The 20717-nt window shown below is 51.6% G+C and carries 14 protein-coding genes; 4 read left to right on the forward strand and 10 right to left on the reverse strand.

The genetic code is table 11. The features are described from left to right. Positions 1-25: 25 nt before the first annotated feature. The 6 genes from BLP63_RS00880 to BLP63_RS00905 all read right to left on the reverse strand — a co-directional run bounded on the left by BLP63_RS00880 (position 26) and on the right by BLP63_RS00905 (position 7667). Entirely contained in the window at positions 26-1885 is a 1860-nt protein-coding gene (locus BLP63_RS00880) for an FAD-dependent oxidoreductase (protein ID WP_092589001.1), read from the reverse strand. A gap of 198 nt (positions 1886-2083) precedes the next feature. After that, positions 2084-3211: an FAD:protein FMN transferase gene (locus tag BLP63_RS00885; protein WP_092589002.1), complete on the reverse strand. Its 1128-nt coding sequence runs from the start codon at positions 3209-3211 to the stop codon at positions 2084-2086. Positions 3212-3309: 98 nt separating this feature from the next. Next, positions 3310-4191: an FMN-binding protein gene (locus BLP63_RS00890; RefSeq protein WP_092589003.1), complete on the reverse strand. Its 882-nt coding sequence runs from the start codon at positions 4189-4191 to the stop codon at positions 3310-3312. 251 nt (positions 4192-4442) lie between these two features. Next, the gene (locus tag BLP63_RS00895) at positions 4443-5606 is read right to left on the reverse strand and encodes an RNA-binding domain-containing protein (protein ID WP_092589004.1); all 1164 of its coding nucleotides are present in this window, start codon (positions 5604-5606) and stop codon (positions 4443-4445) included. Between the two features lie 149 nt (positions 5607-5755). Continuing rightward, entirely contained in the window at positions 5756-6424 is a 669-nt protein-coding gene (locus BLP63_RS00900) for a YczE/YyaS/YitT family protein (RefSeq protein ID WP_242870738.1), read from the reverse strand. Between the two features lie 133 nt (positions 6425-6557). Further along, positions 6558-7667 carry an alanine racemase gene (locus tag BLP63_RS00905; protein WP_092589005.1) on the reverse strand — a complete coding sequence of 370 codons (1110 nt, stop codon included), beginning with the start codon at positions 7665-7667 and terminating at the stop codon, positions 6558-6560. Between the two features lie 360 nt (positions 7668-8027). Here BLP63_RS00905 and BLP63_RS00910 point away from each other — a divergent pair, with 360 nt between their 5' ends. Then, entirely contained in the window at positions 8028-9047 is a 1020-nt protein-coding gene (locus BLP63_RS00910) for a potassium channel family protein (protein WP_092589006.1), read from the forward strand. Between the two features lie 7 nt (positions 9048-9054). Next, complete coding sequence (locus BLP63_RS00915) at positions 9055-10908, forward strand: diguanylate cyclase (protein WP_092589007.1); 1854 nt, start codon at positions 9055-9057, stop codon at positions 10906-10908. A gap of 72 nt (positions 10909-10980) precedes the next feature. Here the strand turns inward: BLP63_RS00915 and BLP63_RS00920 are convergent, their stop codons facing one another. The 4 genes from BLP63_RS00920 to BLP63_RS00935 all read right to left on the reverse strand — a co-directional run bounded on the left by BLP63_RS00920 (position 10981) and on the right by BLP63_RS00935 (position 15234). Then, positions 10981-11451, reverse strand: a complete 471-nt coding sequence (locus BLP63_RS00920; RefSeq protein ID WP_207646386.1) for a YtxH domain-containing protein — start codon at positions 11449-11451, stop codon at positions 10981-10983. A 343-nt stretch (positions 11452-11794) separates the two neighbouring features. Further along, positions 11795-12982, reverse strand: coding sequence for a GGDEF domain-containing protein (locus tag BLP63_RS00925; protein WP_092589008.1), 1188 nt, complete (start codon positions 12980-12982; stop codon positions 11795-11797). 270 nt (positions 12983-13252) lie between these two features. Further along, a complete protein-coding gene (locus BLP63_RS00930) occupies positions 13253-13897 on the reverse strand; it encodes a transposase (RefSeq protein ID WP_170829211.1) in 645 nt (214 codons plus the stop codon). Between the two features lie 155 nt (positions 13898-14052). Then, the gene (locus BLP63_RS00935; RefSeq protein WP_092589010.1) at positions 14053-15234 is read right to left on the reverse strand and encodes a bactofilin family protein; all 1182 of its coding nucleotides are present in this window, start codon (positions 15232-15234) and stop codon (positions 14053-14055) included. Between the two features lie 417 nt (positions 15235-15651). On the opposite strand from BLP63_RS00935, the gene BLP63_RS00940 reads away from it, so the two are divergent. After that, positions 15652-16194 (forward strand): PKD domain-containing protein, encoded by a 543-nt coding sequence (locus BLP63_RS00940; protein WP_092589011.1) that lies wholly within the window; start codon positions 15652-15654, stop codon positions 16192-16194. Positions 16195-16459: 265 nt separating this feature from the next. After that, positions 16460-20305, forward strand: coding sequence for a hypothetical protein (locus BLP63_RS00945; protein WP_092589012.1), 3846 nt, complete (start codon positions 16460-16462; stop codon positions 20303-20305). Positions 20306-20717 lie beyond the last annotated feature (412 nt).

A 20717-nucleotide genomic window follows, 5' to 3' on the forward strand; every position in this document is an offset into this window, starting at 1 on the left:
CATTTCGCGCCGCCGTTAAGCTATGCTATTCGGTGTACAAATAATATTTTTTAACAAAACCAATTTTCTTCCAGAATTTCTTTAGGAACGGAAGGACATAGTAGTCCATGCCAAAGGTGCTTCCGGAACCGCCAATCAGCGCTACGCCGCCAGCCATATACCAGAGCATCTCAAGTGGTGCCATGCCGGAAGCCCAGATCATGCCGCCCATAGCAATAGTCGCGATCGCGGATACCGCCGTAAAGAGACCAGCCATAAGGGCAAGGCCAAAGAGCACTTCACCGAGAACCATACCTGTTTGGAACACCGTTGCCAGAGTCGTGAAGCCACCCTCTGCCGTGTAGAAGAACGCATCCATGGACCATTCGACCATTGAAGCGATGAAGCCCGGAACCGGAAGCGCAGCAACTGCTTCAGCCACAGCTTCGCCGCCGCCATTGTTGGCAGCCCATTCTGCTGCTGAGGCAGAGGTCGCGCCATCCACAACCTTCGCAGGAATCAAGAAAATGTTGCTTGGATCCGCAAGGACGCCAGGAAGCTTGTGCCAGCCCTGCTCAAACCATTTCCAGCCCACGAAGAGGCGGAGCGGCACGAGCCAGAAGTTTGGAGACGCCTTGGCGAAGTGACCGCCTACGAGACTGCGATTATCCTTAATGTGGAAGATCTCATGCATCAGGTACGTCCAGCACTTGTTGAAGCCTGCGACTTGAATGAAATAGACGAGGTTGATGAAATGCTTCACAAACATGGCGAAGAATCCGGAGAGCCCGAAAAACTTTCCAGGCATACCCAAATGCGCGACGCCCGTTCGGCCGCCAATACAGACCATAGCCCCGTGGAACTCAGGCTTATAGACTTCCATTTCGCCACCTTTAATTTCAGAGACAATGTTGTGCGCCACTGTGGCTGCGGAGTGCTCCGCGTTTTCAACCATTTGCGGCACCGGTCTCTGCTCGCCTTCAGGAATAAAGAAGATGTTGTCGCCTACGACATAGACGTTTTCATGGTCAACGGACTGAAGCTTGTCGTTGGTGACAATACGGTTTCTGCCTTCACGCTTGACTTCGAGGTTCGCCATAACGTCAGCGCCTTCAACACCGGCAGCCCAAATGACTGTACCCGCTTCGAGCCTGCCCTTGTCGCCCAGCTGGACAAAATCCTTGCCTACTTCTGTGATCGGAGAGCCCGTGATAATCTCAACGCCCAGCTTGACGAGGACTTTCTCCGCCTTCTTGCTGAGGTTGTCAGGGAAGATAGGCAATACCTTTGGAAGGGAGTCCACCGCATAAATCTTGACCTCTTCAGGGTCGACATAGAAATCCTTACAGAGGCGATCCTTCCACTCTGCAAGCTCGCCAACCATCTCGACGCCCGTAAAGCCGCAGCCGACAACTACGAAAGTCAGCATTTTTTTTCGCTTTTCAATATTCTTTTCCTTAACCGCCTCGTGGAATGTCTTCATGATATGGGCATGGATCTCAACTGCGTCATCATAAGTCCAGAGCTGGAACGCGTTCTCCTTTGCGCCCGCGACGCCAAAGAAGGTTGGCTTTGAACCCGCTGCCATGACTAAATAATCGTAAGCATAGCTCGTATCATCAGACTTCAAAACTTTTCCGTTGAAGTCGATATCAATTATTTCATCCATGATGACATTTACGTTGCGCCCTGCAAAAATTTTCTTCAGGTCAATACGGATCGCGTCCTCCGGAACACGTCCGGCCGCGACTTCGTGAAGCTCCGTCAGCATAGCGTGGTAAGGCTTTTTGTCGATCAACGTGATCTCGACTTCTTCATTTTTCTTAAACTTCCTGGCAAGTTTTTTGGCTGTAAGTATACCGCCATAGCCGCCGCCCAGGACAATTATACGTTTCTTGTCGCTCATGGTATTCCTCCCAGATCATAGTGTGGTTCATAATATGTTAAACAATTGCTAAACAACTATTTGATAAAAGATTATCATACCTGAGAAAAAAAGCCATAGCTTTAGCGCTTTTGTTCATTAAAATGGTTTTTGTCCATATTGTTCCCAAGTTTCTATATAAAAAACTTTTGCCGATGGTCACCATCGGCAAAGCTTTTCTTAATCTACAATAGTAAAAGTATTGTCCGTCAGGGTAAAGACCGCCTTCGCACCCTCGGTCATGGTCACGGTCTTGTCCTCCATGACAAAGATCGCGTCAACGCCATCCAGGGATTCCACCAGCGCCATGCCCTTCTCCGGGCCCAGGGAGAACACCGCAGTGGAGAGGGCGTCCGCGTCCATGGAGATGTCCGCAATGATGGAAACACCCACAAGGCCATTGTCCACGGGATAGCCGCCAGCGGTGTCCAGGATGTGGTGGTAGCGCTTGCCGTCCGCCTCGAAATAGCGCTCGTAAATACCAGAGGTGACTATAGTCTTGTCCGTGATGGCCGCAATACCAAGATATTCCCCACGCTCGGAGAATGGGTTCTGGACGCCTATGCGCCAGACGGAGCCGTCAGGCTTGGAGCCCATGACCAGAACGTTGCCGCCCAGATTGACAATGGCGCTACGCACGCCGTAGTCGTAGAGAATCCCGGATACCACATCCGCGCCATAGCCTTTTGCAATGCCGCCCAGGTCAATGAGCATGCCCTTTTCCTTCAGGAACACGGTCTTTTCCGCCTCGTTCAGCTCGATCTTGGTGTAGTCCACCAGGGGAAGCCGCGCGTCGATTTCGGACTGCGGCGGGATGGCAGCGTAATCCGTGCCTATATTCCAGAGCTTGACGAGGACGCCGACGCTGGGGTCGAAGCGACCATCGGACAATTCACTGTAGCGGAGGGCATTTCGGATGACTTCAAAGGTATCCTCAGAAACCTTGACGGGCTGGATGCCTGCATTTTCATTGATCTGCATGACCTCGCTCTGAGCCGGGTCCGCGTCGTTGATGGTCATGCGGCGCTCAATGGCGCGCAAAGCTTCGAAGCTGTCCGCGAAGTACGCGTCCTGCGCGAAGTCAAAAAGCTTGAGAGAAATAATGGTGCCGAGGATGAAGTCGTTTTGCTCCACAGGTTCGGCAAGAGGTGTTGGCTGGTTCGGGACAGGGGCTTCTTGTGCATCAGGTGTCTCTGAAGCGGGGCCTGGTTCTGAGCCCGTGCTCTGGCAACCCGTGAACGTCAGGGCAGTCAGGGACAGCATTATAATAAGCGTCAGTAGCGTTATAAACCTGTAACTTTTTTTCATATTTGGATGCCTCCGTAAATTGCCGCTAAACGTGAAACAAGGCTCAAGGTGTGCCCCTGAGCCTTGGATCGGTTTAAGTGTCTTGGTGCTTGCCTTAATTACTTCGCAGATGCGAGGGCTTCTGCAGCGAGCGTGTAGAAGTCGCCAACAGAGATGGAGACGCCTGCGATAGCATCCGTTTTGCCTTCTGCATCAACAGTTACAGCAGCCGGATCCTGTGTTTCAAGGAGATTAGCTTCAACAGCAGCTGCCTGCTCATGCCAAGCCGCTTGTGCACCAGCTACGCTCATGTCGTAACGGCCGTCAGCAGATTGAACTTTCTTGGTGTCGCCGCCGTCCTTATGAACGCCGTCCCAGTTAGCTGCAACAATGTAGCCGTTGATGACCGTAAGGTCAACCGTTGATTTCCAGCCGCTGTTAGCGTCAAAGTCAGCTGCTTCAGCGTGGTATGCGCCGTCTTTGTACTGGCCAGCGCCAACAGGACCTGCTTCGAGGGCTTTCTCAACGAGGTCGAAGTACTCAACAACGTGAACGGAAACGCCTGCGATAGCATCCGTGTGACCTTCAGCGTCTGTGTACTCGATCACTGTAGGATCTTGAGTTTCGAGGAGGTAAGCTTCAGTAGCAGCTGCCTGCTCATGCCATTCAGCTTGAGCGCCACCCTTGGCTACCATACCGTAAGTACCGTCAGTAGAAAGTGTGATCTTGTCTGGGCCAGCGTTTTTGTTCGCGCCGTTCCATACTGCAGATGCAATTTTGCCGTCTTTCACTTCAACCGTCACCATGTACTTCCAGCCGTTTTCAGCGAAGCCGTCTTCTTGAGCAAAGTAGATGCCGTCTTCGTAAGCACCTTCTGCTGGCGTTTCTGCTGGTGTTTCTGCTGGTGTCTCTGCCGGAGTCTCAGCTGGCTTGGAGCAACCTGCGAAGAGGCTGATTGCGAGCACGGACACGAGGCCGAGTGCTAAAAGTCTTTTCTTCATTTTGGTAATCCCCCTTGATTTTAGTTTCATCCTGAGTATAATTTCCTGACAAAATAATGTCAATCATTCTGGGGGATTTGTTCATTTAGGTCACAAAAGTGACAAAGTTATTTTTAGTGCATCTTAATTAAAGTTAGGTATTTCAATAGATTCGGGAGTTTTTTGAATTTTCTAAAATGAAAATTGTAATTTTTTTGATTGGGGGTTTGAGCTACCCCTATTGTCTTATCAGGCGAAAACCACTACATAACTTACACGGAAGGGTTATTTATTCTACGAATAATTGCAGTGAACTGATTGCCCTCCCGGTCATCAATAAAATCAATATTCGGATAGACTTTCACCGCTCTCCTGATCCCATTTCCAAGGCCTCGATATGGAAGGAGCTTCGTTGCAAAGGATGCTAAAACAGGATTTCTGATGTTTGAATTTCCAGCGATTATATTTTCTATAGTCAAGTGATTGGGAAGATGACCTGGACTGATGATCTCAATGCGATCGGAAAACACAAAAATTCTAATAGGCGCCGGTACAAAATAGTCCCTGTGAATCAACGCGTTTGCCAACAATTCTTCGAAAACTATTTTAGGAACTTCAAACTCTCCAATACTGTTGACAGACTGGCTCATTTGGATCTGTTTAATGTTGGCAAGCAAGAAGCTCATCCCTGTCTGGAATACATCAGACAGCTTTCCAGCAATATCCCTGCTGTCAATATATTCATGAGTGTGAATGTCAGCTCCGGGGTAGCATATTGCTTTCACAATAAACAAAGGCATGGCAAATTGAGGTCGCTTTGCAAAAAGAAGTGCACCAGCGATATTTAAGTTCTTCCCTTTAGCTAAATTCATGTTATTCAGCAGGCGTTCAAGGGAGGATAGATCCATTTCAATGGACTCCTCATAAACTTTCTCAAAAAACTCTTTAAAATAGATCTGATCAATATCATCAATGGTCAGGGTATTAACAGGCGTTTCATCAGCGTGTATGAGGCCTGAGACCTGATAAATTCTCTGAATTTCTTCTCTTGAAGTTGCTTTTCGCTTATCAGAGCCACTTTTAACCCAAATCACGCCATTTTTATCCATATAGGGTTTACTAACGCCTTCTGCAATCGATAAGACCACGATCAATCCATTTTCATGATCAAAATTCTCTGTCAATGGATTTATCGCAGGTCTGATAGACTGAGAGGCGGCATTTGAGATCATCTGGTTAATACGGCGTATGTCAGCGGCTTTTAAACCTCCAATTTCACCGTCATCTTTGATGCCTATCAATATTTTACCGCCTTTAGAGTTACTGAACGCCACCATTTCTGCAGCTAAACTGTCCTGATTGGTGATATTTTCCTTGAATTGAGTCAAACTATCTTCACCGCGTGAAACTATCTCCAGTAACTGATTCAGCTCCATAACGCGATATCCCCCCACATTGAAACATAGAAATACATGACGTGCCTGTGACCTGCTTGAATTGTTCTTCATAAGAACATATTCAGAATACCTTATTTTCCACATTTTCTGCAAGTGCAGGCCTTTCCTGTTGTGCTTGCTACTGCTGCCTACCCCTTCGCCCTAACCCAGGCCAGATCCTCGTCCACGAACCGGTGCCGCTGGCCCTTGACATCAAACCGGACCAGCCTGAACACCGTCTGAACCGCGAAGCCAATCCCCAGCGCGGTCAGCACCGTCCCAACGCCTATCGACCCGCCCAGAAAATAACCCACGGCCAGCACGCAGAGCTCAATGCCGCTGCGAATCATGCCCACGGGCTTGCCCGTCTTCTTCGTCAGCGCCACCATCAGCCCGTCCCTGGGACCGGAGCCCATGCCGCAGCCCAGGTAGACAAAAGACGCAAGGCCAATTGTAAACATCCCCACAAAGAGCTGAATCACCCTCAGCGGCACAGATTCCAGGGACGGCAGCAATCCACTCCCAAACAGCAGGTCCAGGAAAACGCCAATAAAGATCATATTGCCTATGGTGCCCCAGCCAACCCGCTCCCCCAGCCTGACGTTCAGCATGACAATAATAATGCCCACGCCAATACTGGCCATGCCAAAGGTGATCCCCAGCGTCTGGGACAGGCCTTGATGCAAGACGTCCCAGGGCGCCAGCCCAAGGTTTGCGTCCACGGTCAGCGCAATGCCCAGCGCGTAGAGAAAATACCCAAAAAACAGCCGCGGCAGGTTCTTTAAATAATGTATGATCGGACTCGTTGTCTGCTCCACTTCAATGACTTCCTTTCAAGTATGTTTGGTGCGCCCCAGTCCCCGCCTGAATGTTTGGTGCGGCCCAGTCCCCAACCAAATATCTGGTGTGTCCCTGTCCCCAACCAAACGTCTGGCGCGGCCCAGTCCCAGCCTAAAGCGCCTCGGGGTGCAGCAGCACCTTTTCCACAGACGCTGATCCCGTCGCATAAAGCATTGCCGGGTAGTACAGGTCAAAGGACAGCACGTCCCCCACCTGCGGCCGCACCGGCATGTCCGTCACGTCCAAAATCAAATGATCACTGCTGCTGCCGATGGCCTTAAGTCCCTCATCCCGCACAAGCAGCTTCTCATGGGAGCCCACATCCTGCTTCCCCACAGCCGCAATCGCCCGGATTCGAATCCCCTCATCATAATAAACGGGCACCTCGCCAAAGGCATCCACAAAAATTTCACCAATAGGATAGCTCGGTTTTTCCTTGACCTCCACCACCTGAGCCTTCAGTGTAAACGCATCTGCCACGACCCCTGGAAACGGCGTATTCCAGAAGACAATGAGGTCCCGACCATTCAAAATCCCCTCACCCACACGCAAATGGTTGATCCCCTCTGGAACACCACCCTTTAAAAGCAGCGGCAGCGTTGTCGTCGCGCCCCCGGAGATATACCGGAGCTTACGCCCAATCCGCGCCTCAATAGCCCGGGCCAGCTCAACCAGCTCCGTCAGATTCTCCGTGGTGGGACTGATGGACCCATAACAGCCCAAATTGGTGCCAATACCTTCAAGGGTCACATGAGGCATCCTGAACTCAATTTCCTCAGCCAAAGCGATCATTTCTTCAAAATCCCTGAAGCCTTCTCTGAGATCACCAAGATCCGCCATCAGAATCACGCCGTGGTGCCTCCCAACGCCGGCACATGCCGCTTCAACAGCCCGAATTGTCGCTTCCTCAGAATTCAGGCTGATATTGGAAAAGCGAATCAAATCCTCTATTTCCGAGAGCATGGGAATACGCAGCAGCCAGGTTTCTGTCTCCGGCACCGCTTCCCGGATGCGCTTCATCTGATCCATGCGTGATGTGGCAAGGCCAGTACAGCCGCCTTTCAGCATAGCCTTTCCAGCCTCCACAATAGAATTGCAGCCCTTGATGACGCCAGTAATTTCAATGCCTCTTTCGCCAGCATAGGACGTCACTTTTTCAGCATTGTTCACCAGCTTCTGAAGATCAATTTCCAGTACTGGATAATGGTTAGTCTCAGACATAGGTTTCCCTCCAACTCATAGGCTTTTGCTTATAGCAGCTTCTTCATTTTTTCCATTTTACCTCATTATGACGACCTACAGCAAAAAATTCGCAATCTTTCCTCAATTAGCAGAGAAATAGTGTGAAATAGAGTGAAAAACAAGTCTAATACCTATATAATCGAGGTATATTTGCTATTCACCTGCTGCTTGAAACACAAAAAGCCTCCATAAGACAAACACTAAGCTATACCACAATCCCCCATCAGCGCAATTTTCTGTTACAGCCCACACCATTTGGGGGATACATAAAACAACGAATTTAACCGGACCTTTATATAGAGGCGAACGAAGCCATGAGACAAACGAGGAGGTGGTGTGATGCACTGGCAGTTCAAACGGATCTTCATCTTGATCTCATCCCTTCTGTTCCTCTTGGTAGTTGGCACTATAGGCTACATGACCCTTGCGGAAGTAGAAGCCATTGACGCCCTTTACATGACCGTCATCACCCTTTCCACCGTGGGCTTCAAAGAAGTCGTTGAGCTGTCCCACGGGGGGAAAATCTTTACCATATTCCTCATCTTTGGCGGCATCAGCTTCGTCGCCTATAGCCTGACCTACGTCGCCGCCTTCGTATTTGGCGGCGAATTCACCGAAATCATGAGGAGGCGCGCCATGGAGCATGACATTGACAACCTAAAAGACCATTACATCCTTTGCGGCGCCGGCAGCACCGGCATGAGCGTCATCAACCGCTTTCAGAAAAGCGACGCCAAATATATAGCAATAGAAATAAACGAGGACCGTGTCAACACCCTCCTCGAAGAAGGCGTCATGGCGCTTCTGGGAGACGCCACTCAGGAAGATGTCCTGGAAAAGGCGGGTATTCACCGCTGCAGAGGCCTCGTGACCTGCCTGGCCAACGACGCGGACAACGTCTTCACCGTCCTAACCGCCCGTGGGATGAAGTCCGACCTTCACATTGTCTCCAGAGCAATAGACACAAGCTCACACAAAAAGCTCAAGCGCGCTGGCGCCAACAACACCCTGTCCCCCAACGAGCTCGGCGGCGACCGCATGGCCGTCATGCTGCTGCGCCCCACCGTCATGTCCTTCCTGGAAATCACGACTCACATGGGGGACATTGTCTTTGACATTGAAGAAATCCTGATTACCGAAAACTGTGAATTCGCCGGCAAATCCCTCCGGGACTCCGGCTTCAGAAGCAAGACCGGCCTCAACGTCCTGGCTGTCAAAAAAGCCGGCGAAACTACCCTTAAACCCAATCCGGATGCTTCCTTCGTCGTCGAATCTGACGACAAGCTCCTCGTTCTGGGACAGCTGGACCAGATCGACAGGCTCAAGCGTATGATCGCCATCCAAACCAAAGGAGTGTAGAGCGTCTATGACAAGCCCTGCGAATCCACATGATCCATCCGTCACTCAACCCGGCAACCAGCCTGTCGAAAAAGCAGCAGCCGCAAGCATCCCTGGCAACGGCCTTGAATACGAGAAAATCTATCAAAGTATCTCAGACGCCATCTTCATCATCAAGGTCGAAGACGGCCCAACCTTCCGCTACATAGACAGCAACCGTTATCACGAGCAGATGACCGGCCTCGCCAGAGATGACCTCAGAGGCAACACCCCTCAGGAGGTCCTGCCGCCGTACCTGGCCATCACCGTTGAAAAAAACTACAGGCGGTGCTGGAACCTCAAGAGCACCATAGTCTACGAGGAAACATTGTCCCTGCCTAAAGGCAGCCGGACCTGGCAGACCACGCTGACACCCATCTTAGAGGCGGGCGAGGTCCGCTATATCGTGGGCTCCGGCATGGATATCTCTGGGCAAAAATCCGTGGAAATTGCCTTCCAGGAAGCCCATGAACAGTTCGAAAGCTTCTTCAGCCTCTCCCCGGACCTCCTCTGCATTGCGAACACCCACGGGCGAATCACCAAGGCCAACAAAGCCTGGAAGCTCCTCATGGGCTACGATCCCATGGCACTTCAGGACACCCTCATCTTCGAACTCGTCCACCCAGAGGACGTCGAAACGAGCATCAACGCCCTAAACGCCCTGAACCGCGGCGAATCCCTGATGGGCTTTGTCATAAGAATGAGAACCAACGCCGGCGAATACCGCTTCATCGAATGGAACGCGGAGCCTTCCGGCAGCCACATCTTCGCGGCCGCCCGGGACATCACCGAGCGCAAGGCCAACGAGGACCGGCTCATGTACCTCAACTTCCACGACCCACTCACCGGCCTTTACAACCGCGCCTACTTCGAGGACGCCCTGACCCGCATGGACGTCCCCCGGAATATGCCCATCAGCGTCATAACCGCGGACCTGAACGGCCTCAAGCTCGTCAATGACACTTTTGGCCACGAGGAAGGTGATACCCTCCTGAAAATGGCCGCGGACGTCCTGAAAAAAGCCTGCCGGGCAGATGACATCATAGCCCGCGTCGGCGGCGACGAGTTCTCCCTGCTCCTGCCAAGAACTGACGCAGAAACCGCCGCCCACATCATCCAGCGCATCCAGGCCCTGGCCCACGCGGCCCACACCGGCACCGTCATGCTGAGCCTCTCCTTGGGCGAGGCCACCAAAACCGCCGAGCACCAGCACATCTCCCACATTCTCAAGGACAGCGAGTCCGCCATGTACCACAACAAGCTCCTGGAAAGCCGCTGGGCGAAAAACGCCCTGATCGAATCCATAGCCGCCGTCATGGAGAGCCAGGCCAGCCGCACCATGGAGCACTGCCGCAGGGTCCAGAAGCTCTCCGAAGCCTTTGGCAAACGCCTTGGCCTCACCCCGGAGCGCATTGAGGACCTCAGCCTCCTGGCCCTGATGCACGACATAGGCATCATGAGCGTTCCCATGGAAATTGTCGACAAGCGCGGCCCCCTGGACAGCCTGGAGCGCGTCCAGATCCGGAAGCATACGGAAAGCGGCTACCGCATTGCCGTGTCCAGCCCGGACTTCGCCCGCGTCGCGGAGGACATCCTGAGCCACCACGAGCGCTGGGACGGCGAAGGCTACCCCCGCGGCCTCTCCCGCCGCGAAATCCCCATCCATGCCCGCATTGTCTCCCTGATCGAGGCCTATGACACCATGTCCCACGACCAGGTCTACCGCCCGCGCCTCTCAAGGGACCAAATCCAAAAAGAGCTTGCCGATGGTGCCGGTACCCAATTCGACCCGCATCTGACGCGGCTGTTTCTCAATGAGTTTTTGACAGAAGAACTGAGTTAATGACAAGGAAAAAACCTGAAGGGCTGATGCTCTCCAGGTTTTTTGATTGAATGAAGTAAAAAGAGAGAAGGATTATACCTTGTCTTTAACTTCATTTAGCTTCTCTTCAGCGGCGGCTTTGACATCCTCAACTTTTTCCTCAGCCGTTTCCTTGGCGTCTTCCACAGCGGCTTCAGCATCCGCTTTCACGGCCTCAGCCTTTTCCGTGGCTTCGTCTGCAGCAGCTTCCGCTTTTTCTTTGACCTCTTCAGCCTGATCTTCGGCCTTGTCCTTTGCGCCTTCAAATTTGTCCTTGGCTTCTTCCACTTTGTCTTCAGCTTTGTCCTTGAGGGATTCCGCTTTCTCTTTGGCGTCCTCAAGGGCATCTTCAGCTTTGTCCTTCAGGCCCTCCGCCTTTTCTTTTGCGTCCTCCATCATGTCCTCAGCCTTGTCCTTGAGCTCATCCGCCTTCTCCTTGGCGTCCTCCATGACGTCCTCAGCTTTGTCCTTGACCTTTTCAGCCGTCTCTTTGGATTTGTGGAGCAGCTTGTCGAAAAATCCCATATCCATCCTCCTCGCTAAATGTGTTTTGGCATTATGTTTTTTACCGACTTGATCGCTGTCATTCGGTGATTCTTTTAATGTATACCCTTAATTCAGGTGCGACTTCCATCTGTTTATGAAATTTTCTTCTGGAGTGTCCACCTGATCATTTTTTCCCGAATGCTTTGACGCGGCGGAGGGCATCATCACCACGGATGCGGCATGTTTGCCATGAGGCTCAAAATAGTGGCAGGCTGCCACGTAAATAGAAAAGGGTGAAGCACGCACCAGTAGCCATAGATACTTTGGCAGTTGGTGCTGGCTTTACCCTTTTGTTTTTCCAAATTAACTTGATCTTAAGCACTTAAGCCTCCGCCCCAGCCAAGGCCTCAGCCTCAGTTCCCATCTCCGCCGCAAGCCTCCGCTCCAGCTTGCGCCGCTTCTTCTCCTGGTACATCAGCTCATCAATCCGTCGCATGGCCTGGTCTACTGACTCCGCGGACTCGTAACGGAAGGTGTCAAAGCCTATGCTGACATTGATCTCCCAAGGCTCTCCGGAGGTCCGGTTGTAGTCCGTGAACGCCTCATGTATCCTCGCCACCGCCCGGTTTAGCGCCCGCGGCTCTCCAACCTCAATCACCACAAAGAACTCATCCCCCGCATAACGGGCAACGAAGTCACCACTGCGCAGGGCACCCTTGATGATCTCCGCCGCCCGCTTGATCGCAAGGTCCCCGGTGGCATGGCCATAAGCATCATTGACTTCCTTCAAATTATCAATATCCAGCATCATCCCACCGTAAAGCACATCACCGCGCCGCTCACTCATGGACTCAATCAGGTTATCCACGCTGCGGCGGTTGTCAATCCCCGTCAGACTGTCCACAAGGAGCAGCGACTTCTGAACATTTAGGAAAATCAGCAGCAGCGCCAAAGCCATACTGCTCCAGATCATGGTAGTGCCATAGAAATAGTACTGGATCATAACCCCAAACAGCGGCAGCAGCGGGAACGCCGCTAAAGACAACAGCTTGGTCGAGTCCATCTTCTGCCGGTTCTGCAGCAGCGTCAGATAAGCCTGCCCCACTATGAAAACATTGAGGAGGATTTGCAGAAGGAAATGCGGCCCTCGTTCATAAACATTTCCAGGAAAAATTTTGAAAAGAAAGCCGGTGAAAGGATTGATCAGGACAAGCGCCAAAATAATAACCACAGGCACACCCCTGATCAGCCGTCTGCGCCTGAGGTCCGGCACCTCCCTGAGCAGATAATGCTCCACATACTCCGCCCAAAGCCCCATGGTAAACGGCGCCAGCAGGAACAGCAACATGTTGCTGACATAATTCAGCGCAGGCATAATAGCCCCTGGTTGCCGGTCCACCGCAAAGCTGATGATCTCCGAAACCGTGATGATCAGAACCATCCCCGTGAGCCGGCCAAAGATCTTGTTCGTCTTCACGCCCGCCCCCGCGGATGCCCTGCTGTTCAGCAACAGAATCAGCAAAATCAGCGTCGCAAATATATTAATGTCCAGTCGGATAAACAGCTCCATCCAAGGCCTCCTCTCAGCGCTCCCACAGCCGCCGATGGTTTCTTTAATTATACCGTGAATTGGACTCAAATCAAGTTAGTGTGCGTTATAAACAGGTTTATTTCTTCGCGGTTATGTGCAACTTTTGCGCCTTGGTCAATAATTATGCCTGAGGATAGCGAATAGTGAGCATTTGTGAATTCTATCACATTATTAAAATTATTGACATAATGTAATTACATTTTGATTACATGGGCATAATCAGGGATTGCTGAACGGATCACAACCCATTTACAGCAGCCAGGTTTTCGCGATTTTTATAAATGGAATCTGCCAGCACAGCCTCAGGATAGCATCCGATCCGGTTGTACACAGAATGCGTTTTCGAATCATACATGTCTTACGCTGCTTTTCGTTTGAAAGATAATCCTTGCGGGCACGATTGTGATAAGTTCTATGCTTTGCAGCAACTGAGATGTCGGGCGCATGTAGTGCGTCAATCATGTCTTCGAGTTTTTCAAGCGCTTCTTTCAGAAGACGCAAATCCGTTGGAAAGCGGATATCACTTGGCGCGCAGGTTGCATCAAGAATGAGTTTTCCTTGCTTTGGAATATCATCAAAACTGATTTGAACGTCCTTGGTAGTTGGTTCGGATGGACCAAAGCCATTAGTGTAGTGATGATCATCGTCATCGCGTTTCTCAGAAGCAGCGGCTGCTTCAAGCTCTTTTATGGCAATGATGTTGTTGATCTCTAAGAGAATGTCTGGTGTGAAACGCTTTCTGAAATGCGTGATCAGCGATGCATCAAATGGTGGCCGATCATCTTCAAAGCTGTCAAAACCAAGGAAGTACTGAAGATATGGGTTCTTCAAAATTATGCCATCGAAAGCCGCCTTGAAGTCAGTATTTTCAATGGTTTTAACTTCTTTCAGCAAGCCCTCTTTATAACATATTTGTAATTTAATATTCAATGTTTTTATGCAACGCTATTGATATGCAGTATATTCGTTAAGAAAATTGTTCACTAAAAAACATAAAAAAGCGGCACCTCAAAATAAAGCGTGCCGCAGAAATGGCTGGAAGAAATTTTTCAGAAGCTCAGTTGTCTCTCAACTGGTTTTGGCCTCCAAGAGAGCACCAGTGCGCCAATCCCAGCAAACACAACGAGCAGACGTATCAGCAGACCAAGATATGGGACTTGCATTAGTGCCATGAGGATCAGAAGACCCAACAGGAACAGCCACATACCTTTGTGAATCTCCGGCCAGCCAAGATGTTTCGATAGCCATGAGCCTATAAAGACGGCTACCACGATCTTGGACAGATAGAGCGAAACACCATAGATTAATCCAGTTATGATGCCCAGTGGAATCCCAATCACCGTCAGCATGACGAGAACGATGAGGATTGGCACAACAATGAGGGCAAGTGCACCCACACCCAGTGTTTTTAGTGGTGTTTCTGAGATATGACTTGCAGTCTTCGACCAATATTCCGGTTGCCAAAGTCTTACAATTAGCCATAGAATAAAAGTGCCGGCCATGTTAATTAATATACCCAGGTAGGTACTGGCTCTGGTCAGTCTATGAGGCCTCATCTGAGTTGGTGTCTCCGGTTCCCTGTATTCCCAGTCTGTGCGGCCAGTGATTCGCGCCCCTGGTGATATGAAGGCCTCTTTTGTGCTTGTGTACAAAAGATCGCCGTTGATCGCAGCATTGTCCATTAGTCTGATGTATTCAGCTTCAATTTGAGCGTTTCGGCCGACCTGTCCATTAATGGAAATATCCGCGCCGCCACCATTGATATCCCGAGCCACAGCACCCTCAATTATTAGGGTTTGGCCGCCAAAGAACAAGTCGCGTCCAATTGTGGATTCCTTGGCAAGATTCATATCCTGAGCACCCAGGAAGACGTCGCGCATACCTTGTCCCCGGATTGTGACTGTCTGACCCGCGCCGTAAATGTTGCCGGTGACCTTGCCGTTGATAGTGAGCGTTTGGCCTGCGACAATCAGATCACCATTGATGTCGCCATTGACTGTGATGTTCTGGCCAAATGCGAAGGTCGTGCCGTCAACGTTTCCGTCTACTCTAACCGTGCTGCCGGCAAAAAAACCCGGTCCGTCTACCGCAGTGCCTGCCTCAAGCATGGATAACGGTGTTTGATTGCTCAGGGTGGACCCACCCAAGGATATGCTTGTCATTAAAAGTACACACACAAGCAATATCAGAGCAGTTGACAAGTTAATGCCTTTTGGTCTTAATTTAAGCATTGGAAGACCTCCTTATTTGAATCCCATATGACAAAAAGGAATGAGGCATTATTCCTCTATTGAATATATATCGTATATTTCGACGCTTACGCTTAAAGTTTCGTTAAATCTTATGATTCTCAGGGAAACGGTGTCTGGCACGTCAAAGGGGATTTGATCTACTATTTACCGCAATCCATCACCAGGCGCCTCCGGAGCTTTTTTGGGGGCGCTTTTCCATGCTTCCTCGTGGGTATGAAAAACCATCGGCTAAAGCCTCCTTGAAAAGCGTTTTGACGCTTTGATGAGGATGACGAACCATTTGAAGATGAAAAAACAGACTTAGATCCAAAAGAAGGCCCTCGTGATCTTGACATCGTCGTCGACCTGGCAACTGGCAATATTTCCGGAGATGTCACCGGCACCTGTGGCACCACATTGACAAGTGCAGGTGCAGGAGATGAAAATAACTATTCCCGCATCTGGTTCCGGGTACTTCTTCCTAACATGCCGCCCGTCGCCCACGCTGGCGACGATCAGACCGTCGACGAAGGCGACCTGGTCACCTTATCCGGCACCTTCGAAGATCCCAACCCAGAAGATACCCACACTTTCCTGTGGCATCTGGAATCCGCATCCAACGGACAAGCCGTTCCAGACTCAGAAACAGAGACCTTAAACTTTGTACCCGTTGACAACGGCACCTATACCTTCACCTTTACCGTAACGGATAACTACGGCGCATGGGATTCAGATGAAGTGGTCATCACTTCCGAAAACGTCGCTCCTGAGGTCAGCATAGACCGCCTCTTTGACGAAACGGACATGGATATTGGCATAGATGTCCCCGTTGCTTTAGTCAATCTGGAAGTGAATCTGACAGCCAGCTTCACGGACGCAGGAACGGCCGATACGCATTTCGCGAAGCTTGAGTGGGGCGATTCGACCTTTGATTCCAGCTTTTCATCCTTTACAGACTAAACAGCTTAAGAAGATTGATGCCTCCAAACTTCTCGTAATCTCAGGGGATCAAGCACTCGCTTCAGGAGATCAGCTGATTGCAGTTGGAAAATATCAGGAAGCCCTGCGCGGGATTCTCGGAATTTAGCTGTGCTCACCCCTGAACCCTTACAACCGCGCCCATCCTAACACCCAAATATTTGTAAAGCTATTCCATTTATTTTAACCTACTGCCACCGCCCTGCCCTTTTTCGGGGTATAATCAAACCAAACTGGAGGTGAGCGTATGAGTTCCAGAGGTTTGAGCTTCAACCGGCAAAGAAAGCAATCCGGCCTTCTGACGAAGTGGATGTGGTTCTATGTCTTTATCTTTCTGCCCGTCTATTTTTTGATCAATGCCCTTCTGATGACCGATCAAATTCAGACGTTCACGGAAATGTCCCCTGGCAACTGGAGCAGGCTGAGCGACCTGATCTGGCTTCTATATTTCACTGCCGTCCTCATAGTCTCCGCCTGGACCTTTGCTGAAGCGCTGAGACTTTCGCGACGCGCCTATCTCCTGATTCAAGTGTCCTTCTGGTCGCTGCTCGGCTACATACTGATCAGCGCACTGATCACGCTGACGCGGGGCTGGTCATACGACCTTTACATTGGGCTTACCATAGGCACCTTTCTGTGTGTTGTATGGTGCCTCCCCAACCACTACTATTTCAAACGGAGAAAAGGGATTTTTGGCGTTCCGCCCGCGCCGGAGCAGATTAACACCGGAGTGTCTGACACCCAGAATCAGAGGATGCCAGAGCCCGAAGCTTTGCCGGGTGGCGCTGTGGCTGCGGCTGTGGTGGCGGATACGGTACTGGAACCATCGGCAGGGAGCCCTAAAAGCTTAGTTATTGCCGATGGTCACTCAACCCCCAACCCACCCCTCCATGACAACTTCCCCAACGAGGGCCGCAGCGGTTTCGAGCTGGAACTCAGGCGGCTTCGCGGAGCCGGCCTCATCACGGACGAGACCCTGAGCCAAGTGCTGAGCGCCCACCGACAGTTATATGACACCTTGACACAACAGGCAAAGAACGAAAGAGCCGCACGGGAAGCGGCGGCAGTACAACACACGGCACAGGCAGCGCGGACGCGTAAGGTTCTCTCAAAGCAGGAACTCCGCGACCGCAACATCACCCTGGTCCTCGTGCTTGGGGTGCTGTTCGTCATGCTGGCGGGCACCATCTTCGCCACCAGCAACTGGAGCCTGTTCAGCAGCGCCCTCAAAACGGCGCTGATCCTGCTGGTGGCGGTGCTGTTCTTTGGCGTCAGCCTGCTGGCGGAGAAAAAGCTGCGCATAGCAAAGACCGCCTTCGCCTTCTGGGTGCTGGGAGCGCTATTCGTGCCGGTGATTTTTCTTTCGATTGGCTATTTCGAGCTTTTCGGAAAATGGCTGTCGCTTCAAGGCAATGGGAAGTATGTGCTGGGATTGATCAGCATGGCGGCTTCTGCATTGGTTTACGGCTACAGCACACTGAAATTCAACAACAGCATTTTTGCCTGGATGACACTGACAGCGGTCAGTCTGGGTGCCGGCTTCGCCATTGCGGCGCTTCGTCTCGGGGTAGACCGCTTCTATCTCGGTATTGCGCTGGTCAATGGACTGTTTGTCCTTTCGGGATTAGGGAAAAAGGTGCCGGTCGTGCTGAAGCCATTTCATAAGGAGGTTCACCGGTTCGTGCCGGTGAACCTCTCAATCAGCTCGGCGCTGATGCTGGTCGTGTTTGAGGACCCAAGGTTTCAGGGGATCAATCTCCTGCTGGCCTCCGTCCTTTATACCGCCATGGTCTTCTCACGGTGGGAAAAGGAATACAGCATCCCGGCAGGTCTTCTTCTGATGGTTGGGCTCTATCAGTTTGTGGAGCATTCCAGTCTGAGATCCCTGGATCTGATCCTGTTTTCTGTTACCAGCTTTGCCTTCCTGGGCTTGTCGTTGGCATCCGGCCAAAGAGACGCATTGCAGCGCCTTTATCGCTATCTCAGCGCCGCCGCGGCCCTCATTACCTTTATCTACATCCAGCTCACCAGCCTGACCCTACTGGAAGCGCGGCCTTCCTGGACAGCGCTGGCCGGCCTGGTGCTGATTGCCCTGAACGCCTTGGTGCTTGCAGTGAAAACCGGCGAGCGGCCTTATGCCTGGGCTTTTCCTGTCCTGCTGACTTCCGTGGCCCATCAGGGCTATGACTTGATCCACCTTAGCAACGCGGCGTATCTGTATGCGGGCCACATGGGCGGCTTTGGCGCGGCCATGTTCCTACTTCTATATGCCTTCAACCCTTGGAAAGCCATCCAAAATGTCCGCGGCAGCAGCGGGGCCCTGGCCGTGATGGTCATGGGGTTGTCTTATCTCATGGCGGTCTGGGAAGGGCACTGGCTCACGGGCATTCTGGTACTGGGCGCGCTGATTGGCCTGTTGACGCTGACTTACTTCAGACAGAAGCACCTGCTTACGTCAACGCCAGCGTCAACACCTCAAACCGCTCAAGGTCCTCAAGCGCCTCAAGCCTCTCAAACCTCTAAAGCCTCTCAACGCACACCGGGCAGCCTTGCCCTGCGCGCTACCACCTACCTGTCTTGGAGTCTGCCAGTCCTGACCATGATTGAGCTGCTCACTGTTTACAGACTGATCGACCCGCAGCTGGTCCTATCCGCCTCAAAGGGCAGTTACGGCCTTGAGCTCCACAGCGGCCTGTCGACTTTGGTGTTATTCCTCGTTGCCGTATCGCTAAAGCGCTTCGAACGGCAGCTGACGACGACCTTCTTTTGGGTTGCCCATGGTCTGCTCCCTCCAGCGATCCTTCTGCTCTTACAGGATTATGGCGACTTTCCGCCAGTATTCACGGCCGCCGTACTGATTTACCTTTACAGCTTCCGCATGTTTCAAAGAAAGCAAGTGGAACCGTCCACGCTCCAGCCTCAAAGCCAGACCCTCCTGAGCTGCGCCTTTCTCTACGGCGCCTATACCAGCGGCGGGCTGACGGTCATGGCTCTTTTTAGCGCCTTAAAATTGGATTCCGACTGGAACGGCTTCATCCTGCCAGTGTTCAGTCTGATCCTGTTCGTAGTCTGGCGCTTCATGAAAACACTACTAAAAGTTTGGACCCTCTGGTTCCTGATTCCTTCAGCCTGGCTTGGCGCCGTCATGCTCGCCGCGCGGCCAGCTTCTGAGCTTTCCCATTTCGGCGGCGTTGTCATATCCCTGGTCATGGCACTCTATCTGATGCGCCGCAGCGGTCTGGAAGGCTTTAGCTTTGTGGCGCTGCTACCTCTGTTTCTCTCCGCCGCGAGCCTCAACCGGGGCGCTTTCTACGGTCAGCACACCACTATGCTGGCCTTCCTGGCTGTTCTGACGGCGCTCCTGGTCCTGGCAGGAAACCGTCTGCTGAAACAATTGTATGTCGTCGCTCCAATCGCGCCCGCCCCTGAAACCAAGGGCCGCCGCTCGCTACGAAGCTTCGGCACCCTGGACGGCTACACCCTGAATGCCCTGCTGATGATCCTCTTATCCCAGACCGTCCTGATGGACATGTCAAACCCCGGCTGGATCAGGCTCCTGCCACCCCTCGAACTCACAGTTCTCCTATTTATGCAGCGCGGCCGCGCCGGCTCTGGCCTTGGCCGCCGAATCGCGAACACCCTCTGGTTTATCTCCCTCCTGCTCCCGTATTGGATCACCCTCGACCTGCTCCAGCCGTCAACGCAGTTTCTCACCGAGCTCAGACTCCTCCCCCTTCTGCCGATGGTCACCGTCCTCACCCCATGGCAGTGGAAAGCTTATGAGCGGATCCTGCGCTGGATCGAAGCGGCGGTCTTAGTTTTAATCGCCGTGACCTTGTTCGTGGAAATACTCTCGTATGATCTGCTGTCCGACGCCCTGATCCTTGGCGTCCTGTCTCTGGGCGCGCTGTTCTACGGCATGCAGGGCCATCGCCGAGATTACTTCTTCACCGGTGCGGCGGCGCTGCTGGCCAACGCCATCTTCCAAACCCGCGGCTTTTGGCAGAGCCTGCCTTGGTGGGTCTATTTGCTGATGGCGGGTCTGACCCTGATTGGGATTGCCAGTTATAATGAGTTGAAGTCCAGGAGGTAATTTTTCCAAAAATAAATAAAACAAATTTTCCATATTTTATTATTTTTTCATTAACATAACGCTATATTTTCTTAATAATTGGGTATCCTATAGTTACAAACATGTTTCGAAGTGAAGTGGCGTCTGATGATCCTTGAACTCAGAGCTATAAAACTTTTAAACTTGGTGGATGCGATGAATGCCGGATTAGTATGGACGCCTATAGTCCGGCTTGAGCAGAAGGCGTAACCGACCCCCAATGTCGCCCCCCCGTACCTGGTACACCCAGCGAAGTTGATGAAGTTGTTTGCTGTTGGATATAGTTTTTGCAATCCTTACAGCGATTAATTTTCAAAATACGAGTAGCTTGGGAGCGATAGGCACCCGCCGCAGGTACAGATGAAGAAAATAGTGAAATTGATTTACAATTTAC

This window comes from Acidaminobacter hydrogenoformans DSM 2784 (assembly GCF_900103005.1).
GTDB classification, from domain to species: Bacteria; Bacillota; Clostridia; order Peptostreptococcales; family Acidaminobacteraceae; genus Acidaminobacter; species Acidaminobacter hydrogenoformans.